General features: G+C 34.7%; 20 protein-coding genes and 1 CRISPR repeat array. Of the genes, 14 read left to right on the forward strand and 6 right to left on the reverse strand.

Annotated features, from left to right (window positions below; genetic code table 11):
• Positions 1-4 precede the first annotated feature (4 nt).
• The 6 genes from cas5b to ACZ41W_RS13095 all read left to right on the forward strand — a co-directional run bounded on the left by cas5b (position 5) and on the right by ACZ41W_RS13095 (position 7629).
• Positions 5-634: a type I-B CRISPR-associated protein Cas5b gene (gene cas5b / locus ACZ41W_RS13070; RefSeq protein WP_464312424.1), complete on the forward strand. Its 630-nt coding sequence runs from the start codon at positions 5-7 to the stop codon at positions 632-634.
• 61 nt (positions 635-695) lie between these two features.
• Positions 696-3188: a CRISPR-associated helicase Cas3' gene (gene cas3 / locus ACZ41W_RS13075; RefSeq protein ID WP_464312425.1), complete on the forward strand. Its 2493-nt coding sequence runs from the start codon at positions 696-698 to the stop codon at positions 3186-3188.
• Positions 3189-3202: 14 nt separating this feature from the next.
• Positions 3203-3676, forward strand: coding sequence for a CRISPR-associated protein Cas4 (locus ACZ41W_RS13080; RefSeq protein ID WP_464312426.1), 474 nt, complete (start codon positions 3203-3205; stop codon positions 3674-3676).
• Between the two features lie 12 nt (positions 3677-3688).
• Positions 3689-4684 (forward strand): type I-B CRISPR-associated endonuclease Cas1b, encoded by a 996-nt coding sequence (gene cas1b, locus ACZ41W_RS13085; RefSeq protein ID WP_464312427.1) that lies wholly within the window; start codon positions 3689-3691, stop codon positions 4682-4684.
• Positions 4684-4974, forward strand: a complete 291-nt coding sequence (gene cas2 / locus ACZ41W_RS13090) for a CRISPR-associated endonuclease Cas2 (RefSeq protein ID WP_464312428.1) — start codon at positions 4684-4686, stop codon at positions 4972-4974. The genes cas1b and cas2 overlap by 1 nt, the downstream gene beginning before the upstream one ends.
• A gap of 170 nt (positions 4975-5144) precedes the next feature.
• Positions 5145-7210: direct repeats of the CRISPR family, unit length 30 nt; unit sequence GTTGAACCGTAACATTAGATGTATTGAAAT.
• Positions 7211-7395: 185 nt separating this feature from the next.
• Positions 7396-7629, forward strand: coding sequence for a hypothetical protein (locus ACZ41W_RS13095; protein WP_464312429.1), 234 nt, complete (start codon positions 7396-7398; stop codon positions 7627-7629).
• Positions 7630-7734: 105 nt separating this feature from the next.
• Here the strand turns inward: ACZ41W_RS13095 and ACZ41W_RS13100 are convergent, their stop codons facing one another.
• Complete coding sequence (locus tag ACZ41W_RS13100) at positions 7735-8106, reverse strand: hypothetical protein (RefSeq protein ID WP_464312430.1); 372 nt, start codon at positions 8104-8106, stop codon at positions 7735-7737.
• A gap of 35 nt (positions 8107-8141) precedes the next feature.
• The gene (locus ACZ41W_RS13105) at positions 8142-8687 is read right to left on the reverse strand and encodes an RNA polymerase sigma factor (RefSeq protein ID WP_464312431.1); all 546 of its coding nucleotides are present in this window, start codon (positions 8685-8687) and stop codon (positions 8142-8144) included.
• 424 nt (positions 8688-9111) lie between these two features.
• Between ACZ41W_RS13105 and ACZ41W_RS13110 the strand changes: the two genes are divergently transcribed.
• The 5 genes from ACZ41W_RS13110 to ACZ41W_RS13130 all read left to right on the forward strand — a co-directional run bounded on the left by ACZ41W_RS13110 (position 9112) and on the right by ACZ41W_RS13130 (position 15006).
• Complete coding sequence (locus ACZ41W_RS13110) at positions 9112-10041, forward strand: stalk domain-containing protein (RefSeq protein WP_464312432.1); 930 nt, start codon at positions 9112-9114, stop codon at positions 10039-10041.
• 30 nt (positions 10042-10071) lie between these two features.
• On the forward strand, positions 10072-11598 hold the full coding sequence (locus tag ACZ41W_RS13115; RefSeq protein ID WP_464312433.1) for an S-layer homology domain-containing protein: 1527 nt from the start codon (positions 10072-10074) through the stop codon (positions 11596-11598).
• Between the two features lie 35 nt (positions 11599-11633).
• A complete protein-coding gene (locus ACZ41W_RS13120) occupies positions 11634-13376 on the forward strand; it encodes a transglutaminase domain-containing protein (RefSeq protein ID WP_464312434.1) in 1743 nt (580 codons plus the stop codon).
• 185 nt (positions 13377-13561) lie between these two features.
• The gene (locus tag ACZ41W_RS13125; protein ID WP_464312435.1) at positions 13562-14269 is read left to right on the forward strand and encodes a LytR/AlgR family response regulator transcription factor; all 708 of its coding nucleotides are present in this window, start codon (positions 13562-13564) and stop codon (positions 14267-14269) included.
• Between the two features lie 23 nt (positions 14270-14292).
• Entirely contained in the window at positions 14293-15006 is a 714-nt protein-coding gene (locus tag ACZ41W_RS13130; RefSeq protein ID WP_464312436.1) for a hypothetical protein, read from the forward strand.
• Positions 15007-15034: 28 nt separating this feature from the next.
• Here the strand turns inward: ACZ41W_RS13130 and ACZ41W_RS13135 are convergent, their stop codons facing one another.
• The gene (locus tag ACZ41W_RS13135; protein ID WP_464312437.1) at positions 15035-16294 is read right to left on the reverse strand and encodes an ATP-binding protein; all 1260 of its coding nucleotides are present in this window, start codon (positions 16292-16294) and stop codon (positions 15035-15037) included.
• 113 nt (positions 16295-16407) lie between these two features.
• Positions 16408-17670: a sensor histidine kinase gene (locus ACZ41W_RS13140; RefSeq protein ID WP_464312438.1), complete on the reverse strand. Its 1263-nt coding sequence runs from the start codon at positions 17668-17670 to the stop codon at positions 16408-16410.
• 265 nt (positions 17671-17935) lie between these two features.
• Between ACZ41W_RS13140 and ACZ41W_RS13145 the strand changes: the two genes are divergently transcribed.
• The 3 genes from ACZ41W_RS13145 to ACZ41W_RS13155 are packed head-to-tail and all read left to right on the forward strand — an operon-like array spanning position 17936 to position 21616.
• Positions 17936-19369 (forward strand): zinc-ribbon domain-containing protein, encoded by a 1434-nt coding sequence (locus tag ACZ41W_RS13145; protein ID WP_464312439.1) that lies wholly within the window; start codon positions 17936-17938, stop codon positions 19367-19369.
• Between the two features lie 53 nt (positions 19370-19422).
• Positions 19423-20976: a stalk domain-containing protein gene (locus ACZ41W_RS13150; protein WP_464312440.1), complete on the forward strand. Its 1554-nt coding sequence runs from the start codon at positions 19423-19425 to the stop codon at positions 20974-20976.
• Positions 20977-20992: 16 nt separating this feature from the next.
• On the forward strand, positions 20993-21616 hold the full coding sequence (locus tag ACZ41W_RS13155) for a hypothetical protein (RefSeq protein ID WP_464312441.1): 624 nt from the start codon (positions 20993-20995) through the stop codon (positions 21614-21616).
• A gap of 102 nt (positions 21617-21718) precedes the next feature.
• Here the strand turns inward: ACZ41W_RS13155 and ACZ41W_RS13160 are convergent, their stop codons facing one another.
• Both ACZ41W_RS13160 and ACZ41W_RS13165 read right to left on the reverse strand, forming a co-directional pair.
• On the reverse strand, positions 21719-22348 hold the full coding sequence (locus tag ACZ41W_RS13160) for an S-layer homology domain-containing protein (RefSeq protein WP_464312442.1): 630 nt from the start codon (positions 22346-22348) through the stop codon (positions 21719-21721).
• 29 nt (positions 22349-22377) lie between these two features.
• On the reverse strand, positions 22378-23568 hold the full coding sequence (locus ACZ41W_RS13165; protein ID WP_464312443.1) for an S-layer homology domain-containing protein: 1191 nt from the start codon (positions 23566-23568) through the stop codon (positions 22378-22380).
• Between the last annotated feature and the right edge of the window lie 254 nt (positions 23569-23822).

Genomic DNA, 23822 nt, shown 5'->3' on the forward strand with positions numbered 1-23822 from the left:
TAAAATGGCACTTTTAGGGCTTTTAGGTGCAGTAATTGGTCTGGGTGGTTATAATAATCAAGGAAAAGCAACTTATCCAGAATTTTATGATAAGCTGAAATCACTAGAGATTGCCATTATACCAATATACGCCCAACAAGGTATTTTTAGCAAAAAGATACAAGTATTCAATAATTCTGTAGGCTATGCAAGTGATGAACAAGGTAATAATTTGATTGTACGAGAGCAGTGGTTAGAAGACGTGCGATGGAGGATTTTTTTGAATTTAGAGTCGCCTATAGAAGCACAAATTTTAGAAAACCTCACGAACAATTTACTAAGTGGCGAGTCGATTTATACACCCTATTTAGGAAAAAATGACCATTTTGCAACCATTGAAAATGCATTGATTGTCGACCTTGAGCATGTGGAAAAACCTGAGTATATTTCAAGTTTATACCCGTGCGAATCTGTTAAACTGGATGATGATACTTTAGATTATTCAAATGCGTATACTTTTAAAGATGAAATGCCTGTTGGTATTAATATGCACGGCATGTATGAGTTTAAAAAATTAGGACTCAGCAACCGCATGATTTTAGAAACAGTGAACCCCCTTTATAGTCACGGTACAGATATTATTTGTTTTATGTAGGGAAAGATAAGGTCATGTGACCTTTACATGACCTTATTTTTATAAAAGGAGATACATAAACATGATCAATCGTTATTTAAAGAATACATATCCTTATTTTGCACATGTAAGAGATAAGCATAAGGAGACTTTAGCAGAACACACCAATTTAACATTTGTGTACTATAATAAACTAACCAAAACAACTAAAGATATGACAGATCAATTAGCTGTTATAACCAACTACTTACAAAACTGTGGAATTGAAAATTCATCAGTTTATGACGAAGTTAAAAATTTATTTGAAAGTGCAATTTTGCTACATGATATAGGAAAGATAAACAGAAATTTTCAAATTGAAAAAATGAAAAACACCTATTTTGGAAATGAAGCCACTGAAGATAGTTTTCATAGTATATACTCTGCACTTATTTATCTTCATATTTTTAAGGAAAAGGTTATTACTAAAAATTATACAAAGATGGAACAGCAAGTTCTTTTGAAAATATGGCTAAATTTTGCATACGTTATATCAAGGCATCATGGCTATTTGAATAATTTAGAATGTTTTGAAGATGCAATAAGAACAGCTTTAGAAAAAGTTGAAAATGAGCCAACAATTATCAATGAATATTTAGAGGTAGAACTCTTAATTCAAGATAAAAAACAAATACTGTATTTAATTAACAAAACGCTAAGAAATAAGGATAGTAGTTCACCAAATACGGCTTTAAGTTTCTGGTTTTTATGCAAGACGTTATTTTCATTTATTGTGACTTGTGATTTTTACGCAACTGGAGAATACATGAGTCAAAGTGAAGTAAATAATTTTGGTGAAATAGAAAATTTAGCAGTTTTTACAAACAAATATTATTCAAATTCAATGATTCAAAAAATTAGGGCCTCACATACTCAAGTAGAAAATCAAGGCGCACCAATTAACAATTTGCGAAGCAAATTATTTTTAGAGGCAGAAATAAATTTTTTGAAAAATAATACGGAAACAGTATTTTATTTAGAAGCACCAACTGGTTGCGGTAAAACGTTAACTTCAATAAATTTAGCAGTTAAAGCTATTGAACAGTGTAAAGAAATCAAACGCATTTTTTATGTTTTTCCATTTAATACTTTAGTAGAGCAAACCGCGATTACATTATCATCACTCTTTGAAGAATCGAGTTTAGCAGTAATCAACAGTCTTGAGGCGATAAAAGTGGATGAAACTGAGGATTATAACAAATCATATCTTGATCGAATTATGTTGCATTATCCATTGATTGTAACGAGTCATGTTCATTTTTTCAGTGCACTTGTGGGTGTTTCTAGAGAATCACATTTGATGCTTTCACATTTAAGAAATAGCGTCGTTGTAATAGATGAAGTTCAAAGTTATAAAAACATGATCTGGCAAGAACTTATAGAAGTTATCCATATGGCAGGCATGCTGTATAATATCAAATTTATTATTATGTCAGCAACATTACCTAAAATTTCTAAATTGACTTCACATGAAGGCGTCCAGTTAATTTGTAATCCTAAAGAATATTTTGAACATCCATTGTTTAAATACCGTACAGTTCCCAAATTTGAGTTGTTGAAGCATGATCCAATAACACTTGATATTCTATGTGATGAGATTTGCTCCAAAATTGAATATAACGAAGAGCGAATTTTAATAGAATTTATTGATAAAGTCTCTGCTCGAAGTTTTTATAATTTACTTAAATCAAGAAATACAAAAGAAGATTATGAGATTCTCGAACTCACGGGTGATGATCCAGTCTATTATAGGGAAAAATTAATTAGTCGGTTAAAAAATCAAGATTCAGAAGGCAACTTTTGTCTAAATAAAGTAGTCGTTATTGCAACTCAAGTTATAGAAGCCGGTGTAGATATTGATATGAACATCGGATACAAAGATATTTCGATTATTGATAGTGAGGAGCAGTTTGCTGGTCGAATTAACCGTTCGTGTCGATTGAGCGAAGCACCAATATATTTCTTTGACTTATTTAATGAAGCTTTGATTTATAAAAATGATGTAAGGATTAACTTCACACTAAGACAAACTGAAGCTAGAAAGTGGTTTTGTGAGAAAGATTATCAGAAGTATTTTGATTCAGTCCTAGAGATATTGGCACATGAAAAGCAACGGTTTACCACCAATAATATCCATAATTACTTTAAATTATTATCAGATTTGAATTATATTGAAATTCATAAGCATTTGAGGCTAATTGATCAGGAAAACATAACTATTTTTATTCCGCAAACGATCGAAGTTGATGGCGTCATTATTGAAGGACATGAGGTTTGGACTAAATATGACGCACTACTAAAAGATAAGGAAATCTCATACCCTCGCAAACAAATTTTATTATCGAGACATAAAAAATTATTTTCATATTTCACTTATAGTGTTAAGTATCTTCCATTGAGTTACAAAGAAGACATTAATAAACAGGTGTTTCTACTTGGGCATGGCAAATTCATAGAAGAGGGTAAGTTTAATCGAAAAGCCTATAATGACGAAAATGGAAAGGGCATTTTTTCACCAGAGGAGATGATCTTATAAAAGTTACGGGTACGTTGGTAAATTATTACTTTCATTGTCAAAGGCAATGCTATTTAGCGGGTAATCGTCTGAATCTTGAAGACAATAGTGAGCTCGTGAAAATAGGAAAGGCAATGCATGAAACTAAGTTGATGGGTGATAAAACTGAAATAAGTGTTGAGAATGTTAAGATTGATAAAATTCAAGGAGATTATCTCATTGAATACAAAAAGTCAAATAGTGATCTAATCGCAGCAAAATGGCAAGTTTATTTTTATTTGTATATTCTAAAACAAAAAGGCATTGAAAAAAAAGGAAAGCTAATTTGTTATGAAAAATGTAATAAGTCACCTAAAACGCTTGAACTTGAATTGACATCGGAAATTGAACTTGAAATCTTATTGATTCAAGAAAAAATAAACAATTTAATCACATTAAAGAGACCACCAATTGCTGTGTCAAAATTAATATGTAAAAAATGTGCATATTATTCCTACTGTTTTATTTAGGAGGTTTTAGATATGTCTGGAACAACACGATATATTTTTTCGGTGGGAACATTGAGTCGAAAAGATAATTCTCTTACTTTTAGGTCGAATGAAGGACTGACACATTTGCCAATTGAAGGTATTAAAGATCTTTACTTGATGAATGAGGTTAATGTGAATACTAAATTATTAGATTTTTTATCGCATCATGGTATAGTGGTACATTTTTTTAATTACTATGGACACTATAGTGGGAGTTTTTATCCGAGGGATAAGTATTTAAGTGGCAAACTCAGAGTTGAACAAGCGGTTTGTTATCAGCAAAATCGTATGAAAATTGCGAATACTTTTGTAGAGGGAATACGACTAAACACAATTGATTTATTAAAAAGCAAGAAGTATAGAGATCCGATTATTTTAGATGAAATAATCGATAAATTAGAAAGTATTGACAACATTAATCAAATCGTTGATAGCAAGCGTTTGTTGGCAGCTGAAGGTGAAATTTGGCAGTATTTTTATCAATCCATAAATGTAATTATTGACAAAGCTTTTATTTCTGATAAAAGAGTTAAACGACCACCAGATAATCCGTTGAATGCGATGATTTCATTTGGAAATAGTTGGCTATATTCTAAAACTGTGAGTCAACTTTATCATACGCATTTAGATCAATGCATCAGTTTTTTACATGAACCAAGTGAAGGTCGATTTTCATTATCACTAGATATTTCGGAAGTATTTAAGCTAATTATTGTTTTTCCTGTAATAATCAATATGATTAATAAAAAAATGATTCATATCAGTGAGCATTTTGATAAATCACTAAATTATTGCCACTTAAATGAAGCGGGCAGAAAGAAATACATTATTGAGTTAGAGCGAAAGCTAAATTCAACGTTCGAACATGCAAAGTTGGGACGTGCAGTTAGTTATGAAGCTGCAATAAAATATGAAGGTTATAAGCTTACAAAATATCTTTTAGAGGATGTTGAATTTGTTACGTTTCGAGATAAAGCAGGTATGTGATGGGAAAAGGATATAATTACAATTATGTATTTGTCATGTATGATGTGGATCAAAAGAGATGTCAAAAGGTATTTAAAATTTGCAAAAAATATCTGACTCATTATCAGCTTTCTGTCTTTAGAGGAAAAATATCACCATCGCAAATCATATGTTTGAAAAATGAGCTCAAAAAAGTAATCCATAAAGACGTAGATCATGTTGTCATCATTAAATTACTTAGTAACCACTATTTTGAAGAAGAGTCACTTGGAAAGCTGATTAACTTTCTAGAAACAGACCTGTTTGTATAAAAGTGTTACTTTATTCTATAAAGCTGAAAACAATGCATTAGCAACCGTTTAGATATTATTTGTGATGCAATTTCCAGTTTATTCAAAATCACTTTTCAAAATTACTGAAACTGTTTAAAAATCATATAGATAGCGAATTGTACCAAGATAGAAATGTGTATTTTTCGGTAGTTGAACCGTAACATTAGATGTATTGAAATTTTGTGCTTGTTGTAACTGTGATGCGCCTAGTTGTCGTTGAACCGTAACATTAGATGTATTGAAATCCTTTTGGCGGTATCTTCTAATGAGCAGCCCTTCAGTTGAACCGTAACATTAGATGTATTGAAATAGGAGCTGCAATAGGAAGTTTAGCGGGTCCAATTGGGTTGAACCGTAACATTAGATGTATTGAAATAACCATTTTAAAAGTAAATGGGACTGAAACACCTGTGTTGAACCGTAACATTAGATGTATTGAAATAGTGTTGGTTTCGAGATAACTCTCGCCATTCCTCCGGTTGAACCGTAACATTAGATGTATTGAAATGGGCTTGAGCGAGAGAGACGCGAAGCAGTAAAAACAGTTGAACCGTAACATTAGATGTATTGAAATTGGCGGTCTTGCTGCGCAATTTGATTTTGTAATGCTGTTGAACCGTAACATTAGATGTATTGAAATTTGAAATCTAGGAACGCATATACAACTTCTTGTTCGTGTTGAATCGTAACATTAGATGTATTGAAATATCTTCATCACTCCTTTTTGTTGCGTTGTTTCCGAAGTTGAACCGTAACATTAGATGTATTGAAATCCCCTTAATCTGCATGACTCAATGCGTCGAGTATGGGTTGAACCGTAACATTAGATGTATTGAAATCATGTAACGATGGCAAAGCGTGGGAGTATAACTTCGTTGAACCGTAACATTAGATGTATTGAAATATAATCCGAGGAGAAGAATGTGGTCGCTTTATTATGTTGAACCGTAACATTAGATGTATTGAAATATCATTCGGGGCAAACTTAATCTACGGTGTGACAACGTTGAACCGTAACATTAGATGTATTGAAATATTTCTAGTCGAGCCATCGGCAAACTACAACTGGTTGTTGAACCGTAACATTAGATGTATTGAAATGCATTTTGCTGAATGTGTTTTCTGGCTTGTTACACGTTGAACCGTAACATTAGATGTATTGAAATATCTGAATCATCCACTTTCCGCCACCATCAGTTTTGCGTTGAACCGTAACATTAGATGTATTGAAATTTGTACCGCGCGAGTATCTTAAACTTGCGCTCATCGTTGAACCGTAACATTAGATGTATTGAAATTAGCGTTTACGGTTGTTGCGCCCGTTGCTAAAACGCCGTTGAACCGTAACATTAGATGTATTGAAATTATATTAGATGTCCTCATTGTGGAAAGTCTTATGTTGAACCGTAACATTAGATGTATTGAAATACGGAAATGTGAAAGCGATTGTTGTGTATCAAGAAAGTTGAACCGTAACATTAGATGTATTGAAATAGTTGATCCAGCGCAAATTGTTTCGCAAATGTCACCGTTGAACCGTAACATTAGATGTATTGAAATTAGCTAGGATAAATATATGCGTTTAAACCTTTGTTGTTGAACCGTAACATTAGATGTATTGAAATGCAGATGAAACGGACGGTATAGAAAGACCTTCTTTCGTTGAACCGTAACATTAGATGTATTGAAATTTAATAAACGTCATACAGCCCATTACATGCCCCCTGTTGAACTGTAACATTAGATGTATTGAAATTAAATATTGACTCGATTAACCATTTCATATAAGGTCGTTGAACCGTAACATTAAATGTATTGAAATGCGTACCCACCATATATACCAGTGATATTACCAATTGTTGAACCGTAACATTAAATGTATTGAAATATTTTAACTTGATATGTTTTATCTAGAAGACCTACGTTGAACCGTAACATTAAATGTATTGAAATGATAGAAAAGACGCAAAAGGCAAGACACTAATCACTGTTGAACCGTAACATTAAATGTATTGAAATGTGTTAAAGTAGCATGCATCTTCTTTTTTAAATGTCGTTGAACCGTAACATTAAATGTATTGAAATTATTTACACCCAAACGTTTTACCGCAGCCTCTATTGGTTGAACCGTAACATTAGATGTATTGAAATTTAAAATCTTCTCGCATCGGGTACTCGGTACCCTGTTGAACCGTAACATTAGATGTATTGAATTCGAGTGTTTGATCATTGAGTGTTTTACCGATTATCAGTAATTTACCCAACCATGAACAGTTTCTACAACTCCATGAATTTGATGAGATTTGATAAGTAGTTACATTGCATCAGTGATTGAATTTATGCTCAAATTAGATGTGGATTTGATCATAATCCCGTAATGATCAATTGGAGGTGATAAAGATGTTTACTTACAATATTTGTACCGTAACAGATAAGAAATTATATGATAAGAGCATAATTAAACTAAAAGGAATTGACGGAATGAAATTTGTTGAAACACTTAATGATGTTGATGGAAGCTTATATGGAGTGTTCACTTATATGGGTAAAAACGTTTATGTAAAAAATGACGAATATATTGGAGCTTTATATATTGAATCAGAAGAAGACATTGAAAGTATCCTATTTACATAGAATTCAACAAATTAGATTGATATTGCTCATAAATCAACTTGTGAAAATTGTTTAGATACAAAAAAAATCCCCACATTCCATGCGGGGATTAGGTCCATCAATTAACTATTCTTTCGAGTTCGTATACAGTTCAAAGGCAGCTTTGCCTTCATTTTCCCACCAAGCATTATAGTGTTCCCAGTCGGGGTCGCATGAAGCTGTGGTGGTTTTTTTGTTGGATCTTACTTCGGATTTGTGTGAGTTGTTGGAGCCAAATGAGCCGAGTAGTATGCGAGCGAGGATAAAGAGTCCGATACCTTGCCAATACGAAATGGTCGGGAGTTTAAAGATCTCGGGCATGAGTTGATTCCAGAGCCACATGATGATGTAGCCGAAGATAAAGCCGAAAAAGACAATTCCTGCTATGGAAAGTAGCGCGAAAAACAGAATTTGTGTCCATTTTGGTAAAGCGGTAAATGTTTTTCTAATTGTAGTCATAATGAATCTCCTTTCAAATGAATCAATGAATAAATTTACTTTCGTGGATCTAGGTCTTGAATGTGTGTTTGTAACGCTTTCATGGCGCGTGATTTTCGGGATAAAAGTGTTCCGATGGGTTCATTCCACAGCTCTGAAAGTTCTTTAAATGATTTTCCATCAAACTCCGTTGCGATAAATATGGCACGTTGCTTCGGTTCGAGTTTTTCAATTGCCTCGGTGAGCCGTTTAGCGAGCTCTTTATTCTCAACTTTTGAAGAGACATCTTGAGGATCTCTTAACTGATCAAGAATGGTGAGTCCGGCTTCATTATTCAGTGTAGACGAAAGTGAAGTCGTGCGCTCGCTTTGGCGGAAAGTATCTAGCATTTTATTTTGAAGGGCTCGATAGACATAAGCAGGTAAGTTCTGGACAGGTCCTCGCATACCGATTGCGGAAAGAAGCTGTAACATGACCTCGTCGACGATATCTTGTGCATCCATCTCATTGATGCGCTTAGATTTTTTTAAAAGGTAGTTTTGCAATTTCTGCCCTTCTTTTATGAAAAACTCATATAGATGATGTATGTCATCTTGACTCATGTTAGGTTCACCTCCGCTTATACTCTATAGACGAATGAAATAGCGTTTTATTGCATATATATTAAAAAAATTCTAATGGGTTAGAATATCAAAGCAAATCTAGAGCATTCTATAATTTCAAATAGACTGAAGTGTCTCATTTAATCCCCATTCACTTAACGGACTATTTAATAGTATCAAAAAAATAGTTCCAATGGTAATTTTATAGACTTTTTAGTAGTAGAAATTGATCTGCTGTAGAGACGGAATAGACAAAGATTACGACCAAATAGACAATTACCATTGAAATTATTACGAATAAGAAATAATATAAGGATAAAATGCTTAGTGACAAATTTAAGATGTGGTATGTCAATTTGTCTAAGGACACATTGAGCCGTGATTTGAAGCAGGCGGTTTATAAACCATAAAGGTGGAGGGAAGTATGAAAAAACGAGATATGAAGCATATTTTTATTGGGATGTTAATCATGGCGATTGTATTTAGCGCAATAGATCCATCCATTGCGGATTCATTTGAAAAGAAAATCACCATTTCATCAGGTATTCGTTTGTTTGTTGATGATACGGAGATATTCCCAACCGATGGGAATGGAAAACCTGTGGAGGTATTTAGTTACAATGGAACCACTTATTTACCTGTGAAATCAGTCGCTACTATTTTTGGAAAAAACATTGCATGGGATGGAAAGAGCAGAAGTGTCTTTATTGGAAAACATGATCCCAATAAAATCATTGAAGCGTCGATCGTTTTAACGCCTAAAGATTATATATCAAATGAACCCAATAATTATGTGTTAACAATTAAACAAACTGGAAGCAATGAAACGAAACACAAAATTTATTACTCGTGGTCAATGATGGATAGTAAGGGGACAAGCTACACATTAAAAGATAATGAACGACCAGCAGAAACCTACGTGATTAAGGATGACGCCTTGATACGAACAGGGATTTATGATGGGGGTAATATCGTCAATATCGCAGGAACAAACACAATCATCAAGAAGGCTAAATTAGGAGAGTCTTGGACCTCTAAGTATGAATATTCTCTTAAAAATTTAGGCATACCAACCTCACTTGAGTCAAAAGTGGATAAAATTTCAAAAGTGTCTATTCAATCCACAGCTAAATTTATTAAAACGCAAGACGTAAAAATCAATCAAACTCAGTATACTGCTATGATCGTTGAAACAGTGGACACGGTAAAATTTCACGCAGGTATAGTGAGTTATGAATTTCCAGAGATTAGAACAGACTGGATCGTGCGAGGGTATGGCGTGGTAAAAACTGTGATTCAGCGAGATGCTTATCAAGATGTCTACGAAATGAAGTTGGTAGGATTGACGGAGTAAAAAGTGAAGCTTTGTATGTCAGGAGGCGTTATGTTGAGTGAAAAGAGTCGTAAAAAGTTATTGAAAGTGATCAGCATGTGGCTGTTAGCTTTGGTCATTATTTGTGAATCGAGCATCCATTCATTTGCAGATAATAGCTATTTGTTGAGACTCCCCCTTGAGAGTTTTGAACAGTTAAACTTTACTTATAACATTGATTATTTTGCGTCAGAAAAAGAAATCGAAGAGTTTCTATTTGCAGCATTAAGAACGAAAGGCCTCACGATTATCAATACAGTTAAGTATTCTGAGCAACAGGTAATTGCCATAGAGGAACATGTTTTAGATCGTGCAGGCATTTACTATAATTTAATATATGGCGATGATGTCATGAATGGTTTTGGAAATAGCCATATACTGTTTGCTCATAACACGCGGTATGTCACTGAACCTTACGATAAAACTGGTCTCGATGATTTTAAGAAAGAAACCCTAAAAGTAGCAAATGACTTTTATAAAATAACTCAAGACAAACTGGAAATACTTGAACTTGTATATGATTATATGGTGGAAAACTATCAATATGCTGAATACGATAGGGTTGGATTTTCTCATTTGATCATGAATAAATCGGGAAATATGGACGATATTAATCTGATGACATCCAAATTATTGACTGATTTTGGGATTGAAAATAGGCTTTGCAATATTGTGAGATGGGACTACTCATGTTTATCGTTAGTGGTGACCATTAATGGAAAAGAGTATTTTTATTCACCGGGAGATGAACTGAAATTAAGAAAAGAAAACGGAACTGCACCGAAACGCGCATTTTTCTTAGTTGGGGATGAGGATCTAAAGAAAAATAGTCATTATAAAGAGTATGAAGAACTTCATACAACAAGTTTCAATCCTGAAACATACACCAAAGAAAAAGTGGAATTAGGAACGAATGTATATGAAACGTTAAGACACAAGTTTATATTTAAAGAACCAAAAAAAATCGATATATCCGTACCCTATAATCTTTCAAAAGAAAATCCGGAAAAGGGTACTTCAAAATGGGCGCAGGCATCTGTAATTCAAAGTATTAAAAAGAATATCATTCCGATTAATATTCAAGAAAATTATCAGAAAGCTCTTACGAGAGGTGAACTTGCATCTGTGCTTGTAGAGATTTACCTTCAAGTGAATGACTATTATCCCGAGCATGTAGGTTCTCCTATTAAAGATGGTGGAAATGTAACTGAGTTTATGGCTTATAATGCTGGATATATGAAAGGGGTTACAGCAACCGATTTTGGCGCTGGATATACAGTGACAAGAGAACAACTTGCAACGATTATTGTAAATGCATTAAATGTACATCATGTCGAATATTCAAAGGAAAACACGCTCTCATTTACAGATAAAACAGCCATTTCAAGCTGGGCACAAGAAGCTGTTAGTATTACGGCGAATCTCGGTTTGATTAAAGGGTACTCGGATGGAAGGTATAACCCTAAAAATGCAGTGACTCGTGAAGAAGCCATTATTTTGATGGGAAAACTTTTTGATTTGGTAAAAAGTTCAAATTAAGTCGTTCAAATTAAGTCATTGAGGAGGCCTAACTCATGTTGAGACGGTTGAGATGTATTTTTTATGTAGTTGTATTGACCCTTATTATAGTGCCATTGTTATCTACAGCGAATTATGCAAGTGAGGATTATGTTGCCGTTAAAGTTGGAAAATCAGCTGTGATTGTAGACGATTTACTTACTCAGGTAGATTCGTATGTGATAGAAGGTGCGACGTATTTAAAACTCACAGATATTGCGTATCTTCTGAGCAACTCTAAAATGGCATTTAACATTCAATGGGACTCTGAAACCAAAGTGACGCAGTTGATAAAAAGAGATGGCTACATCCATGACTGGGATGATGACAATTTACCGAGAGATCAGACAAGAAAGGCAATACCCAACGAGATGAGTGTGAACATCAATGGACAAAATTATCTTCTACAAAGTTATCTGATTGAGGGGCGAAATCACATTAAAATGAAGGATGTTGCGACGCTATTAGGTTATCAAATTAATTGGGATGCCTCGACAAGTACAATTCATATAACGGATCCTCAAAATCCTAAAACATTAAAGTTCACAGATATAGGTGAAAACACTTCGACGACACTTACAGCGACAGATTATACGATACACTTCGGTGCTCAACCGCAAAAGGGCGTCTATAAGATTGGCGACCGCTTTTACTATGCGTTTTGCAACACAGGATTTGACATACGCTATAGTTCATTATTTTCGTATTTATATATTGACCCGCACGTTTATCTTAAATGTGAACCTACTGAACTCAGAGAAGTTGAAACAGTTTTAGAGTCTCCGGTCAGTGTGACGGATCATCAAACGGTGGGAACTATAAAACCGATGAAACGCTATTTAACATTAAGTGTTGAGTCTGATGAGATCCACTTTAAAAATGCTTTATATGAATTAGGCGATCAGTTGATTTTAATAGACCTTGAAGCTTTTAAGTCCATCACCTCAGTTCGATATGATCATACGAAAAAAACGATAAACCTATTTGAAGATATGTTGCCAGAAAAAACACCTGCGATTGAGAAAGACCTCGTCAATGAGGCCTTAAAGACTCTGGCATTATCTGGCAAGACGCCAAAACAAAAGCTAGAATTGATTCACGATTACATTGTGCGAACACTGGAATACAACACGAATTATTTTACTTATGATACGGCGGATGCTATACGAACAGAACAGGCAATCGCAAGTGCGAATCAAAAATATACCTATGGCAATAACATTACGCTCTCTGCAAAAACAGGGGTGTGTCAAGACTACGCGACTTTATTACATGAAATGTGTATTCGTGCGGGGATTCCTTCAACACTGCAATATGGAATCGCTGCGAGTGACACGCATTTGTGGAATCGCGTTTTTTACGACGGAAAATGGCGATTTGTCGACGTCACATGGGATGACCCCTTGCCAAATGTTAAAAATCCAAAGAGCATTTCAAGAAGATACTTTGATATTTTAGCTAAGTCATTGACACAAACACACTACTGGAATGGGGCTGATTATAACATGCCTGAATATCAACCTGATTGGCAGCAGATGATTGGTAAAACAGCACAGACACAAGAAGATTTTATCAAAATCCTCATCGCCAATATGAAAAATCAGACGCCAAGTTTTGTTGTGAAAGTTAAAAACGGCAGTGCCTATGGAGGACTTGGTCCATTATATTTTTATTCTGATAGAGGTATCATCAATTATTTTACCGTTAGGGGCAGTTATGAACAAAGTGTGGGTGGTTATAGATTTTATGTGGAATATTGATGAAATAACACCTTTGAATGTTATGATAGGAGCAGTGATTTAAATCGCTGTTCCTTATTTTTGTCAGTTGAATTTGAACGTGAAACGATTTGATTATTAACGGATTTTATTATATGATTAGAAAGAGAATCAGTTTCATTTATCTTTAGATACGCGGACAAAATCCAGATAGGAGCGTCATGGTGATGAAGTTACTTGTGATAGAAGATTGTAAAAAGCTCAGTGATTTGATTAAAGAGGCAATCCTTCGGACATTTAAAGTTGAAGACATATATACGGTAGACAATGGGATGGATGCCATTAAAATTGGAAATGAAAAGGACATCAATTTGATTATTGCAGATATTGGACTTCCGGATTTCAGTGGAATTGACGTGATCAAAAGGCTGAGGGAGCACCCAAAGCATTATATGACTCCGGTTATTTTCATTACTGCAGATGCCACAAAAGAACTTGAAGCGTATCGATTTACACACTGTCATTCGTATTTAACCAAACCCTTTTCAGAAACTACCTTAATCAGTGTGGTGAGCAAGTTGATGGATTCGTGGGAGACGACGAAACCCGTTAGTGAAAATAAACTTTTGCTCAAGTTCAGAACCCACAATCAATGGATTAACGAGAAGGATATCTATTTTGTCGAGTATTTAAGTCGTAAGATACGGATTCATTTTGATCAATCCTATATAGATTATAAATCCATGCCGCTCAAGGATTTTGCAATCCTACTTTCCGATCAGTTTTTACAGATTCACCAGTCGATTATCGTGAATCGCGAGAAAATAAAAGCTGTAAACTTCTCAGACAAATTGATCCATTTACAAGGACAAAAAACAGAACTTCCAATAGGTAGAAACTTTACACAGAGTGTGAAAGAGTATTTTTCACTTTAATCGTGACGAGATGAGGAATGATCATGGAACGGTATTTATCTCTTTTTTTAGCGCTTGTAGGTGTATTGACCATTGTATTAATGTACATTTCAGCACAGCGAATTAAAGATAAAAATGAAATTGAAAAAAATCAGCTTCTGGAAGTATTCATCCCGATATTAGATGTTATTTTTGAAGATTTTCGAAAAGTGAATCATGATTATCGCAATCATTACGCCACTTTGAGTATGATGAAAAGTCATCCTGACATGTATTCAAATGAAGACGTTCAGACGTATCTTACGGAAATGAATGATCAGTTTGATTGGCAGGCAATCAGTCAAATTCAAAGTTCTATTCTGATGGTGTTAATATTTTCATATCGAATGAAATTTGATGAAGTTGGAATCGAGTTAGAGGTGGATCAAAGTCTTCATCATGAACGAGCATTTGACCGAAAATATGAAGTGCTTTTAGTTTTAGTAAATGTATTGAATCGACTTTTAGAAAGTTTAAAAGACAATAAAGAGGCGCATGTGTCAGATATACCAAATGGACGCCTCATTATATCCAGTGAAATTAAAGAGAAACTGTGTAAACTCACAATCATAGTAGAATTTACATCATTTGAATTTCCTTATTATAAAACCAATCAGTTTAAGAAAGAGATGACGCATCACCTGAATTGCGATTTGTTCGTTCGCAAAAATGACCACGCACAAATTGAAATAAGCATCGTCCAAGAAACGTATTTTTGAGTTTTAAAGCTTGGCGCGAGAAGTCGTTTTATGAAAATGACAATTGAATCTCAAAAGTTGAAGACGTTTCATGATACGCGACATTGAGTTCTCCACGGTGATGCATGAGTTGTTTTAGCTTGTATAGTCCAATCCCTCTTTTAGAATCTGAGTGTTTGTTTTTCGAGCTAAATCCCTTTTTAAATAAATTTTGAATATCACTTGGTGATAAAGGCATACAACTGTTCGAAACAGATACGTTGTATGTTTTTTTATGTGATAAAGAATGCGTTATATCAGAAATGAGAAGATTTACTGCGCCATCCTGTGTATTTTTAGCAGCTTCAATGGCGTTGTTGACCATGATGCCGAAAATTTCGATGATTTGATAGTTGCTGAGTGTACATGTTTCCATCGATGATTCTATATGAAACGCAATCTGAACGCCGACTTTCTTTGCCTCTAGAGTTTGTGCAAACAAGAACGCTGCAAGGACTTTAGTTTTCAATTGACTTAAATTTGAAAAATGGCTGTGATCATAAGAAACGGTGAAACTGTCGCTTGAAAATGTTTCGAGATGTTTTTTATGGTCGAGATAGGACTGTTGATAGTCATTTAGTAGATGATAGACCCCCTCTACGTATTGATTGTAAAAAAGTGATTTTTCTTGAGCCAATCTATTTTGCTTGTACGATCTAAATACAAAAAAAGCCAGTAATAATTCAGTAGAAAAAAAGAGAATGTCTAATTGCGAAGTAGAGCCGATGAAAGAGTTTAAATATGTGGTGACAATATCATTGAGAAAATCATAACACAAGAAAAGGCTTACGATTATCAGCTTAATGTTAGAATTAGATTCGATTAACTTAATCGAAAATTTTACCAGTGACCATTTTCGGTCGATAAAATATGTCGTAGTCATGATAAATGTTATCATTGTTGTGGTTAAAATGAAATTGAGTAATCCTGGATTCATCGTTTCTTTTGGAAACAAAAAGCTAATAACTAAACCCAATGGAAGATATATCAATCGATAAATGGTACTAAGATAATAAATGACCAAGGAATCTATTGTAGATTTTGTAAAATAATGAAGCCAGTAAACGAAAATAAGCAAGGATATAACATTTGATAAAAATTCACTATACAGATTAAAAGAAACTGAATGCCAGATATCCATAGAAAATACATTTAAGCTAAAAATAACAAATGTTCTAAAAATAGGTATCTTTTTTGCATCAACAAATCGTGACAGAATGTACATCCCCATAGTGAGTAATAGTGTATCTTGAATAAAATATAACAGCATCGAATCACCTCTTCCTCATTTAATCCATCAACTCAATTAGGAGCAAAACTGTAATAATAAGCATCGTCCAAGAAACATATTTTTGAGTTTCAAAGCTTTACGCGAGAAGTCGTTTATGAAAATGACAATTGAATCTCAAAAGTTGAAGACGTTTCATGATATTCGACATTGAGTTCTCCGCGGTGATGCATGAGCTGTTTTAGCTTGTAAAGTCCGATCCCTCTTTTAGAATCTGAGTGTTTGTTTTTCGAGCTAAATCCCTTTTTAAATAAATTTTGAATATCACTTGGCGATAAAGGCATACAACTATTCGAAACAGATACGTTGTATGTTTTTTTATACGATGAAGGATGCATTATATCAGAAATGAGAAGATTTACTGCGCCATCCTGTGTATTTTTAGCAGCTTCAATGGCGTTGTTGACCACGATGCCGAAAATTTCGATGATTTGATAGTTGCTGAGTGTACATGTTTCCATCGATGATTCTATATGAAGCGCAATCTGAACGCCTACTTTCTTTGCCTCTAAAGTTTGTGCATATAAAAACGCTGCGAGGACTTTGTTTTTCAATTGACTTAAATTTGAAAAATGGCTGTGATCATTAGTAACGGTGAAACTGTCGCTTGAAAATGTTTCGAGATGCTTTTTATGGTCGAGATAGGACTGTTGATAGTCATCTAGTAGATGATAGACACCCTCTACGTATTGATTGTAAAAAAGTGATTTTTCTTGCGCCAATTGATTTTGCTTGTACGATCTAAATACAAAAAAAGCCAGTAAGACTTCTGTATAAAAAAAGAGAATGTCTAATAGGGAGGTAGAGCTAACGAGGTGGTTTGTATATGTGATAACAATATCAGTTAGAAGATGATAACACATGAAAATGCTGACAATTACCAGCTTTATGTTAGGTTTTAATTCGATTACCTTGATTGAAAATTTTACTAGTGGCCATTTTCGGTCGATAAAATAAGTCGTAATCATGATAAAAGCAATCAATATTATGCCTAAAGTGAAATTGGGTGGTCCCGATTTCATCATTTCATCAGGAAATAAAAAGCTAAATACTAGCCCCAAAGGAATGCTAATTATTAGTCTATAAATACTACAAAGACAATAAATGACCAAGGAATCTATTATGGATTTCGTAAAATAATGAAGCCAATAAACTAAAAACAGTAGGGAAAAAACACTTAATGACAAGTCAATATACAGCTTAAAAGAATCTGGGTACCAGATATCCATCAGGATCACATTCATGCCAAAGAGAATGATGGTTCTAAAAACCGGGAATTTTTTTGCATCAACAAATCGTGACAGAATGTACACACCCATCATGAGTAATAGCGTATCTTGAATAAAATATAACAGCATCGAATCACCTCTACCTCATTTTATCTATTAACTCATTCAGGTGCAATACCCATTAAAAATGCACGTGAATTTGATTCGTTTGCCGATTAATTGTAACGGAATAGACATAAAAGTACACCAAATAGGCAATATGGGTTGTAAATGTTAATATTTAGTCATAAAATAGAGGCGGTCAGAGACAAACTGATGAACAGTGATCAGCATTTTAGCATAATGCAATGATGAAATGAATGGGACAGTACAAAAATGAAATGGGGGAAAAATTATGTTTTTTATTGTTATGATCGTCATGATGGTATTAGCATTGATGCAGCCAAAAAGATTTCGAGAAAATCCTACTGAAAAGAATAAAACATGGAGCATCGTGTATATTGTTTCAAATGTCTGTATTATAGGGTATTGCCTTTGGGGCGTTTATTTTTTCGTCAATCTTGAGATGGGAGGAGCAATATTTACAGTTATTCTTCTTCTTTTAGCGGCATTTAGCGGATGGATTGTTTATATCAACTACATGGCAATTTCAGTGACACGTGTTCAAAGGCCAATGGTTCAAAATGTTGTCTCTTCACCTCGATTTTGTACAAGCTGTGGAGCTTCATTAAGATCGGATTCGATTTTTTGTGAAATGTGTGGCGCAAAAGTGAGTGCAAATCAACAAACGGTGCCACAAAATACACAATACTCACAGAATACACAACATTTACAGAGTTCACAATCCTTACAAGTAGTCAGCCAATTAAAGTCGTTAAAATTTATCCTAGTAATTGCTTATATCGGTATTGCTTTATTAGCAACTCAAAAATGGCTTTATGTATCGAGCATGAATTCTGTTAATGATGTATTTGAATTTTTCGGTTCTTCTGAGAGGATAGAGGTCTACTATTCGCTGTTTCAAATATCCGATCTATTGAATGCGTTCAATGACTACGTTTCAAGTTCTGATCTTGCAGGATTATCGATGCTTTATAAAACAATGGCACTTGCCATTATAGGAATAAATCTTGCTGCTGCAGGATGGATCGTCATTAAAAATAAGGTCACTAAAATGCTGGGCAATATTGCGTTATTGGTGACTGGTTTAACTTGTGTTCTTTATTACATGTTGCTTTACGTGTTAAACGAAGAAATTTATTCGAGTAGTTATGAACTTGAAATGATGCGGGGAACACTGGAGACGACAATGGTTCCAATGTTTATTATTGTGGTAGCCATAGCTGCACGAGTTATTTTGGGGATGTATTTATCGAAACAAGTAGTAGGTCAAAATCATCAAAGTCAACAAAATCATCAAAGTCATCAAAGTCATCAAAGTCATCAAAGTCAACAAAATCATCAAAGTCATAGTCGTTTAAATACACAAAATGAAGTGAATACTCAAGTTAGTGAAAATAAACCGCACTTAGATCTTCAAACTCAATTGATGTTTGATTCAAATTATTTTCAAGAGATGTATGATACATGGCTTGAGACTTACAAAAGCAATCCAGAAAGTGAAATCTCTAGGCAAATGAAGGTAAAATGCTTAAATGAGCATGTACGACAGGCAAGATATTTCATCGACTGTAAAAATTACGATGCTGCTGAGGAAGTGTTAAAGTTCGGATTGAAATATGATTCAATGCATCAAGAAATACTGAAGATGGTTGAAGAGTTGAATGCCATTTTTGTCGAACAGGAAAGTATGAGATTCGATGCATAATAAAATGAGCACGATTCTTAATTCACAGTTCAGAGTATAAATAGGAGGAAGTCATGAAAAAAATATGCGTGATGTTGGGATTGCTGATGATATTATTTGGCATGATGTCGACATTTTCTTATGGTGCAGATCAAAGTATTGAAATTTATGTAGATAATCAAAAACTTGTTTTAGATGTCCAACCAATCAATGTCAACGGTAGAGTTCTTGTGCCTTTGAAGGTGATTTTAGAATCCTTTGGTCTGGAAACGAAATGGGATGCTCAATCGGAGAGCGTGATTGCAAAATCCAATCAGATTGAAATGATTTTACCGATTTCAAGCAAAGTCGCTTTTGTTAATGGTAAAGCGGTGACGTTGGAAGTTTCAGCAATTCTGTTTAATAACAGGACATTTGTGCCAATTAAATTTATCTCTGAAAGTTTAGGCGCGACAGTTTATTGGAATTCGACAACGACTTCTGTTCATGTTTCTAGACCATCCTCACAAGCGAATTTCACTTTACCGCCAGCGACACCAGAACCAGCGCCTGTAACGCCAGCTCCAGCGACACCGGAACCAGCACCAGCTCCAGTAACACCAGCGCCGGTGACGCCAACACCAGTAACTCCAGCACCCGTGACACCAGCACCAATACCGGTTACTCCAGCGCCAATACCGGTTACTCCAGCGCCTGTAACACCAACACCTGCACCGAATGCTGAGTTGTCAACGGGTATTTATAGTATCAAACAAGCGAGTACAAACTCATCACTGGATGTTGCCAATTATGGAACTGCGAATGGAACGAACCTGCAATTGGCGAATTATGTTGGAAATTCAGCACAGTTATTTAAAATAGAAAAAATTGAAAATGCCTATCGCATATGGTCTGTTTGCTCACCTAATCTGGTGGTGGATATAGGTGGTAACGATTATTCGACGCGTAAAAACGGAACGAACATAGACTTATGGAAGTTGAATGTAGATTACTCAAAATCATATTGGAAAGATCAAGAATGGAAGCTCGTCAAATTGTCAGATGGCTACTACTCGATTCAGCCGGTTCATTATTCTGATCTTGCTTTAGGAATAAACGGTAGCAATATTGAACTTAAAACACTGGATACGTCAGATGTGAATCAAAGATGGACCATTGAATCATCCGCTTGGACACCGAGAACAGTTGCCCCTTCAACTTCGGATAAAAATTACTACTCAAAATCAAATATATTTTATCCAAACTTCTCGCCAGGTGCTTTCGATACAGAGTATCAAAAGGTGATACAAGGAAACTGTACTTGGTATGTGTGTGGTAGAATTCTTGAGTTATATGGAATTTCAGGTGTAGGAAGTCGATTTGGAGACGCTTCACAATGGTGGAATGCAAACAAGAACTACTATGGAACAAACAATCCAAAATACAAATACGGAAATACACCTAAGTTAGGCGCAATTGCTGTATTTAGTTATGGTCATGTTGCGATTGTTGAAGGAATTGGTAATAATACCATCACAATTTCGGAATCGTTGTTTAGAGGAAAAAATCCAGATGTTCTTTTTCAGTATCGGACATTAAGCACCACAGAATATGGAAAAATAGTAGGGTATATTTATCCAAATGAATAACAGGGGAGACGATTTTATGATCAGTTCGGAAAAGAAGGATATCGAGAATCCCAATAAGAGAAGGATATCAAATAAAAGTAAAATTATTTTAGGAATTGCCATTATCATCATCATAGTGGGGTTCGGTATTTATAAGGAAAATGAAAAAAGAGAAAAAGTATTTTATAACGATGTCGCTGAGTTTTTAGAATTTGTATCAGAAAATAATGCAGTACTTGATGAACAAGCAAACTATTGGTATAACTATAGAGGCCCTGGTCTTATGGAAGATGGAACTATAGATTTAAATGTATATGGTATATTTAATGAAACATCTGAATTGGATGATCGTTTTAAAGAATTTTATGACGAAATCTGGCCTCCAGTTGGCGAACAAGATGAAGAGGGAGAGGAAGACTATTTGTGGGGGGATTACCACCAATCGTACGATAAATGCTTTCATTCGCCATACACAAAGCGAGTATTTTTAACTGCCTATGATTTAAATATGAGTCTATTAGGGATGTGCAATGATTTGGTCCCTATGGGTTCTGATCCTAAAAAGATGTATGCTGACCATTTAGAAAATAAGGAAGAGTTCGACAAAATTTATAAATCATTAAAACTATTGCTTATGAAAAGCGGAATGGATGTGAATTGATTAAGAGCACTGCAAAAGAACCGGAAAACAAACAATGTTCTCCGGTTCTTTTTTTAACTTGATAATCGTTAACGAAGGTATTTGTGGTGATTATAAGGAAACCTATTCCTGATAAATGAGACCGTCGATGACGTATTTTACATCAGCTTCGCTAATTGGAATGAATTGATTATTTGCAATTTTTTGGATGAGCGGAAGATTTTCATCAAGAACGATTTTGTTTAAACTTCTCCATAAAATTGTGAACATCATATCTCTAGTAAATGGTTTGTTTGTACCTGCACCTTCACAAGTTAGTTCTACTTCAAATGCGATTTCTGCAACATCATCCCAAGCGACTTCGTATCCTAAAACATTTAACATAAATGCTTGTGCTTGACGATATGTTACTTGATCAGTTATTCCAAATTTACCATTTCCAATGCCTTGTGTCAGATTGTTCGCTTTGGCTAACTCTACAAATTTGTAGGCCCAATGCGTTGTAGGAACATCACTAAAGGATGCTTTTGCAGGTGGGACAAATGTATCGTTAGATTTCATCGTAATTACACTGATCATGGCAATGAGTTCTCCACGTGTCAATGATTTTTCACCGTTTAAATTGCCGCTTGCATCGCCTTTGATGATGCCTAATTTTTGGAGACCAGCGCCATAATCAACGCCATCGGCAAAGGAGAGCGTATTGAAAGAAATGAGCGCAACAATGAACATAAATAGTACTGCCTTTTTCATAAAATACTCCTTTTAAAATAAATAATTTTCTAGTATTGCAACCAAACCGTTAAATCTTTTCCAAATATAACGCCACCCAAAACATCGCCATTAGGCTTAAAAGCAACGGCAAGTTTGTATTTGAAACCCGTTGCACTATCAGTCATGTCCACGATAAAGTTGGTAACAATTGTTTTTGATGTGATTTTTTTAGAGGCTGTTGATTTGTATACTTTATCCACTTTAAATTGCTGTACATCTTCAACTCGAAGTGTTTTATCAGGATATAGCATATGGATTGTAGCCGTCTTTGAACCGATTTCTAGTCGAAAAGGCGTTTGACCATAACTTGGCATTAACAAATTTAAGGCAACACTTCCGTTTTTAATCGTTGCGTCGCTCGCTGTATCCTTTAATGCTGTACTTGTGGATGAAGCAAATTTAACGCCGGAGAAAAACACACCATATAGTTTTGAGTAAAAAGGACTCCATTCGCTCCAAATTGGATCGCTTAAAGGGGTCAATTTTTCGTCGAAAGTGCATGTGGTTAAATCAATTGTGTCCAGAACTTTTTTGAATTCTACTTCATCATCCGTATATGCAAGTGCTTGCATTCCGTTGGCAAGATACTCTAGATCAGATTGTTCCCATCCTAAATTGCTCGTCTCTGCTACATAAGTACATAATAATTGACCACCTGTTCTTTTGGCAAAAAGTGCCTTAGCGAGAAGTTCAAAAACGATATCTCGTGAAACAGATTTTCCATAAGGCTGCACACCATAAATATAGATTCTTTCGTTCCTGCAAATGTAAGAAACGTCGTCCCATTCATAGCTAAAATCCAATAAATTCAACAAGAATGCTTGTGCTTGCTCATAATTCACATAGGTATTTACTCCAAAGACATCTGAAGATATCCCTTGTGTAATGTTGCTCGCTTTCGCGCGTTCGACAAATTCATATGCCCAATGATCCACTGGAACGTCTTTAAATGATGGCGTACTTGGTAGTACGAATGAATCATTTTTTGGAGTAGTTAATTTAACTAAAATAGCAACCATTTCCGCTCTGGTGATTTTTGAAGCACCTTTAAGATTACCTGATTCATCACCTGCAATAACACCTAAAGTTGCTAAAAGTTCGCCATAAGATTCTTCATCTGCATCACTTGCAAATGTTGGCGATACAATGGAACTGATGAATAACATGAAAACGACCAATAAGGATATTTCTTTTTTCAACTAAACCTCCCATTTGTAACATTGACTTGGTTAAAAGAAGCACATGAGTTGTTAATAATTGGAATGACACATCAAGTAATGCTTAACATTTTTTAAGTTGTTACATCACTCTTATCATGTCATAAACTGAGCTTAAAATCAAGAGTCAATAGAGCAAAGTGATTATTTTGCTGTTTGCGCAAATTTATTATTTGATTCAATTTAGTTGTGTGCGAGATTTAAAATAGAATTATAGAATATTTATATATTAATTA

The sequence above is a fragment of the Fusibacter fontis genome (genome assembly GCF_055378735.1).

Bases quoted from the DNA above. Each gene is read 5' to 3' on its own strand.
- ACZ41W_RS13110 (WP_464312432.1), top strand. From the start codon at position 9,112: ATGAAAAAACGAGATATGAAGCATATTTTTATTGGGATGTTAATCATG.
- ACZ41W_RS13130 (WP_464312436.1), top strand. From the start codon at position 14,293: ATGGAACGGTATTTATCTCTTTTTTTAGCGCTTGTAGGTGTATTGACC.
- cas2 (WP_464312428.1), top strand. From the start codon at position 4,684: ATGGGAAAAGGATATAATTACAATTATGTATTTGTCATGTATGATGTG.
- ACZ41W_RS13115 (WP_464312433.1), top strand. From the start codon at position 10,072: ATGTTGAGTGAAAAGAGTCGTAAAAAGTTATTGAAAGTGATCAGCATG.
- ACZ41W_RS13125 (WP_464312435.1), top strand. From the start codon at position 13,562: ATGAAGTTACTTGTGATAGAAGATTGTAAAAAGCTCAGTGATTTGATT.
- cas5b (WP_464312424.1), top strand. From the start codon at position 5: ATGGCACTTTTAGGGCTTTTAGGTGCAGTAATTGGTCTGGGTGGTTAT.
- ACZ41W_RS13120 (WP_464312434.1), top strand. From the start codon at position 11,634: ATGTTGAGACGGTTGAGATGTATTTTTTATGTAGTTGTATTGACCCTT.
- ACZ41W_RS13095 (WP_464312429.1), top strand. From the start codon at position 7,396: ATGTTTACTTACAATATTTGTACCGTAACAGATAAGAAATTATATGAT.
- ACZ41W_RS13155 (WP_464312441.1), top strand. From the start codon at position 20,993: ATGATCAGTTCGGAAAAGAAGGATATCGAGAATCCCAATAAGAGAAGG.
- ACZ41W_RS13160 (WP_464312442.1), bottom strand. From the start codon at position 22,348: ATGAAAAAGGCAGTACTATTTATGTTCATTGTTGCGCTCATTTCTTTC.
- cas1b (WP_464312427.1), top strand. From the start codon at position 3,689: ATGTCTGGAACAACACGATATATTTTTTCGGTGGGAACATTGAGTCGA.
- ACZ41W_RS13105 (WP_464312431.1), bottom strand. From the start codon at position 8,687: ATGAGTCAAGATGACATACATCATCTATATGAGTTTTTCATAAAAGAA.
- cas3 (WP_464312425.1), top strand. From the start codon at position 696: ATGATCAATCGTTATTTAAAGAATACATATCCTTATTTTGCACATGTA.
- ACZ41W_RS13100 (WP_464312430.1), bottom strand. From the start codon at position 8,106: ATGACTACAATTAGAAAAACATTTACCGCTTTACCAAAATGGACACAA.
- ACZ41W_RS13145 (WP_464312439.1), top strand. From the start codon at position 17,936: ATGTTTTTTATTGTTATGATCGTCATGATGGTATTAGCATTGATGCAG.
- ACZ41W_RS13135 (WP_464312437.1), bottom strand. From the start codon at position 16,294: ATGCTGTTATATTTTATTCAAGATACACTATTACTCACTATGGGGATG.
- ACZ41W_RS13150 (WP_464312440.1), top strand. From the start codon at position 19,423: ATGAAAAAAATATGCGTGATGTTGGGATTGCTGATGATATTATTTGGC.
- ACZ41W_RS13140 (WP_464312438.1), bottom strand. From the start codon at position 17,670: ATGCTGTTATATTTTATTCAAGATACGCTATTACTCATGATGGGTGTG.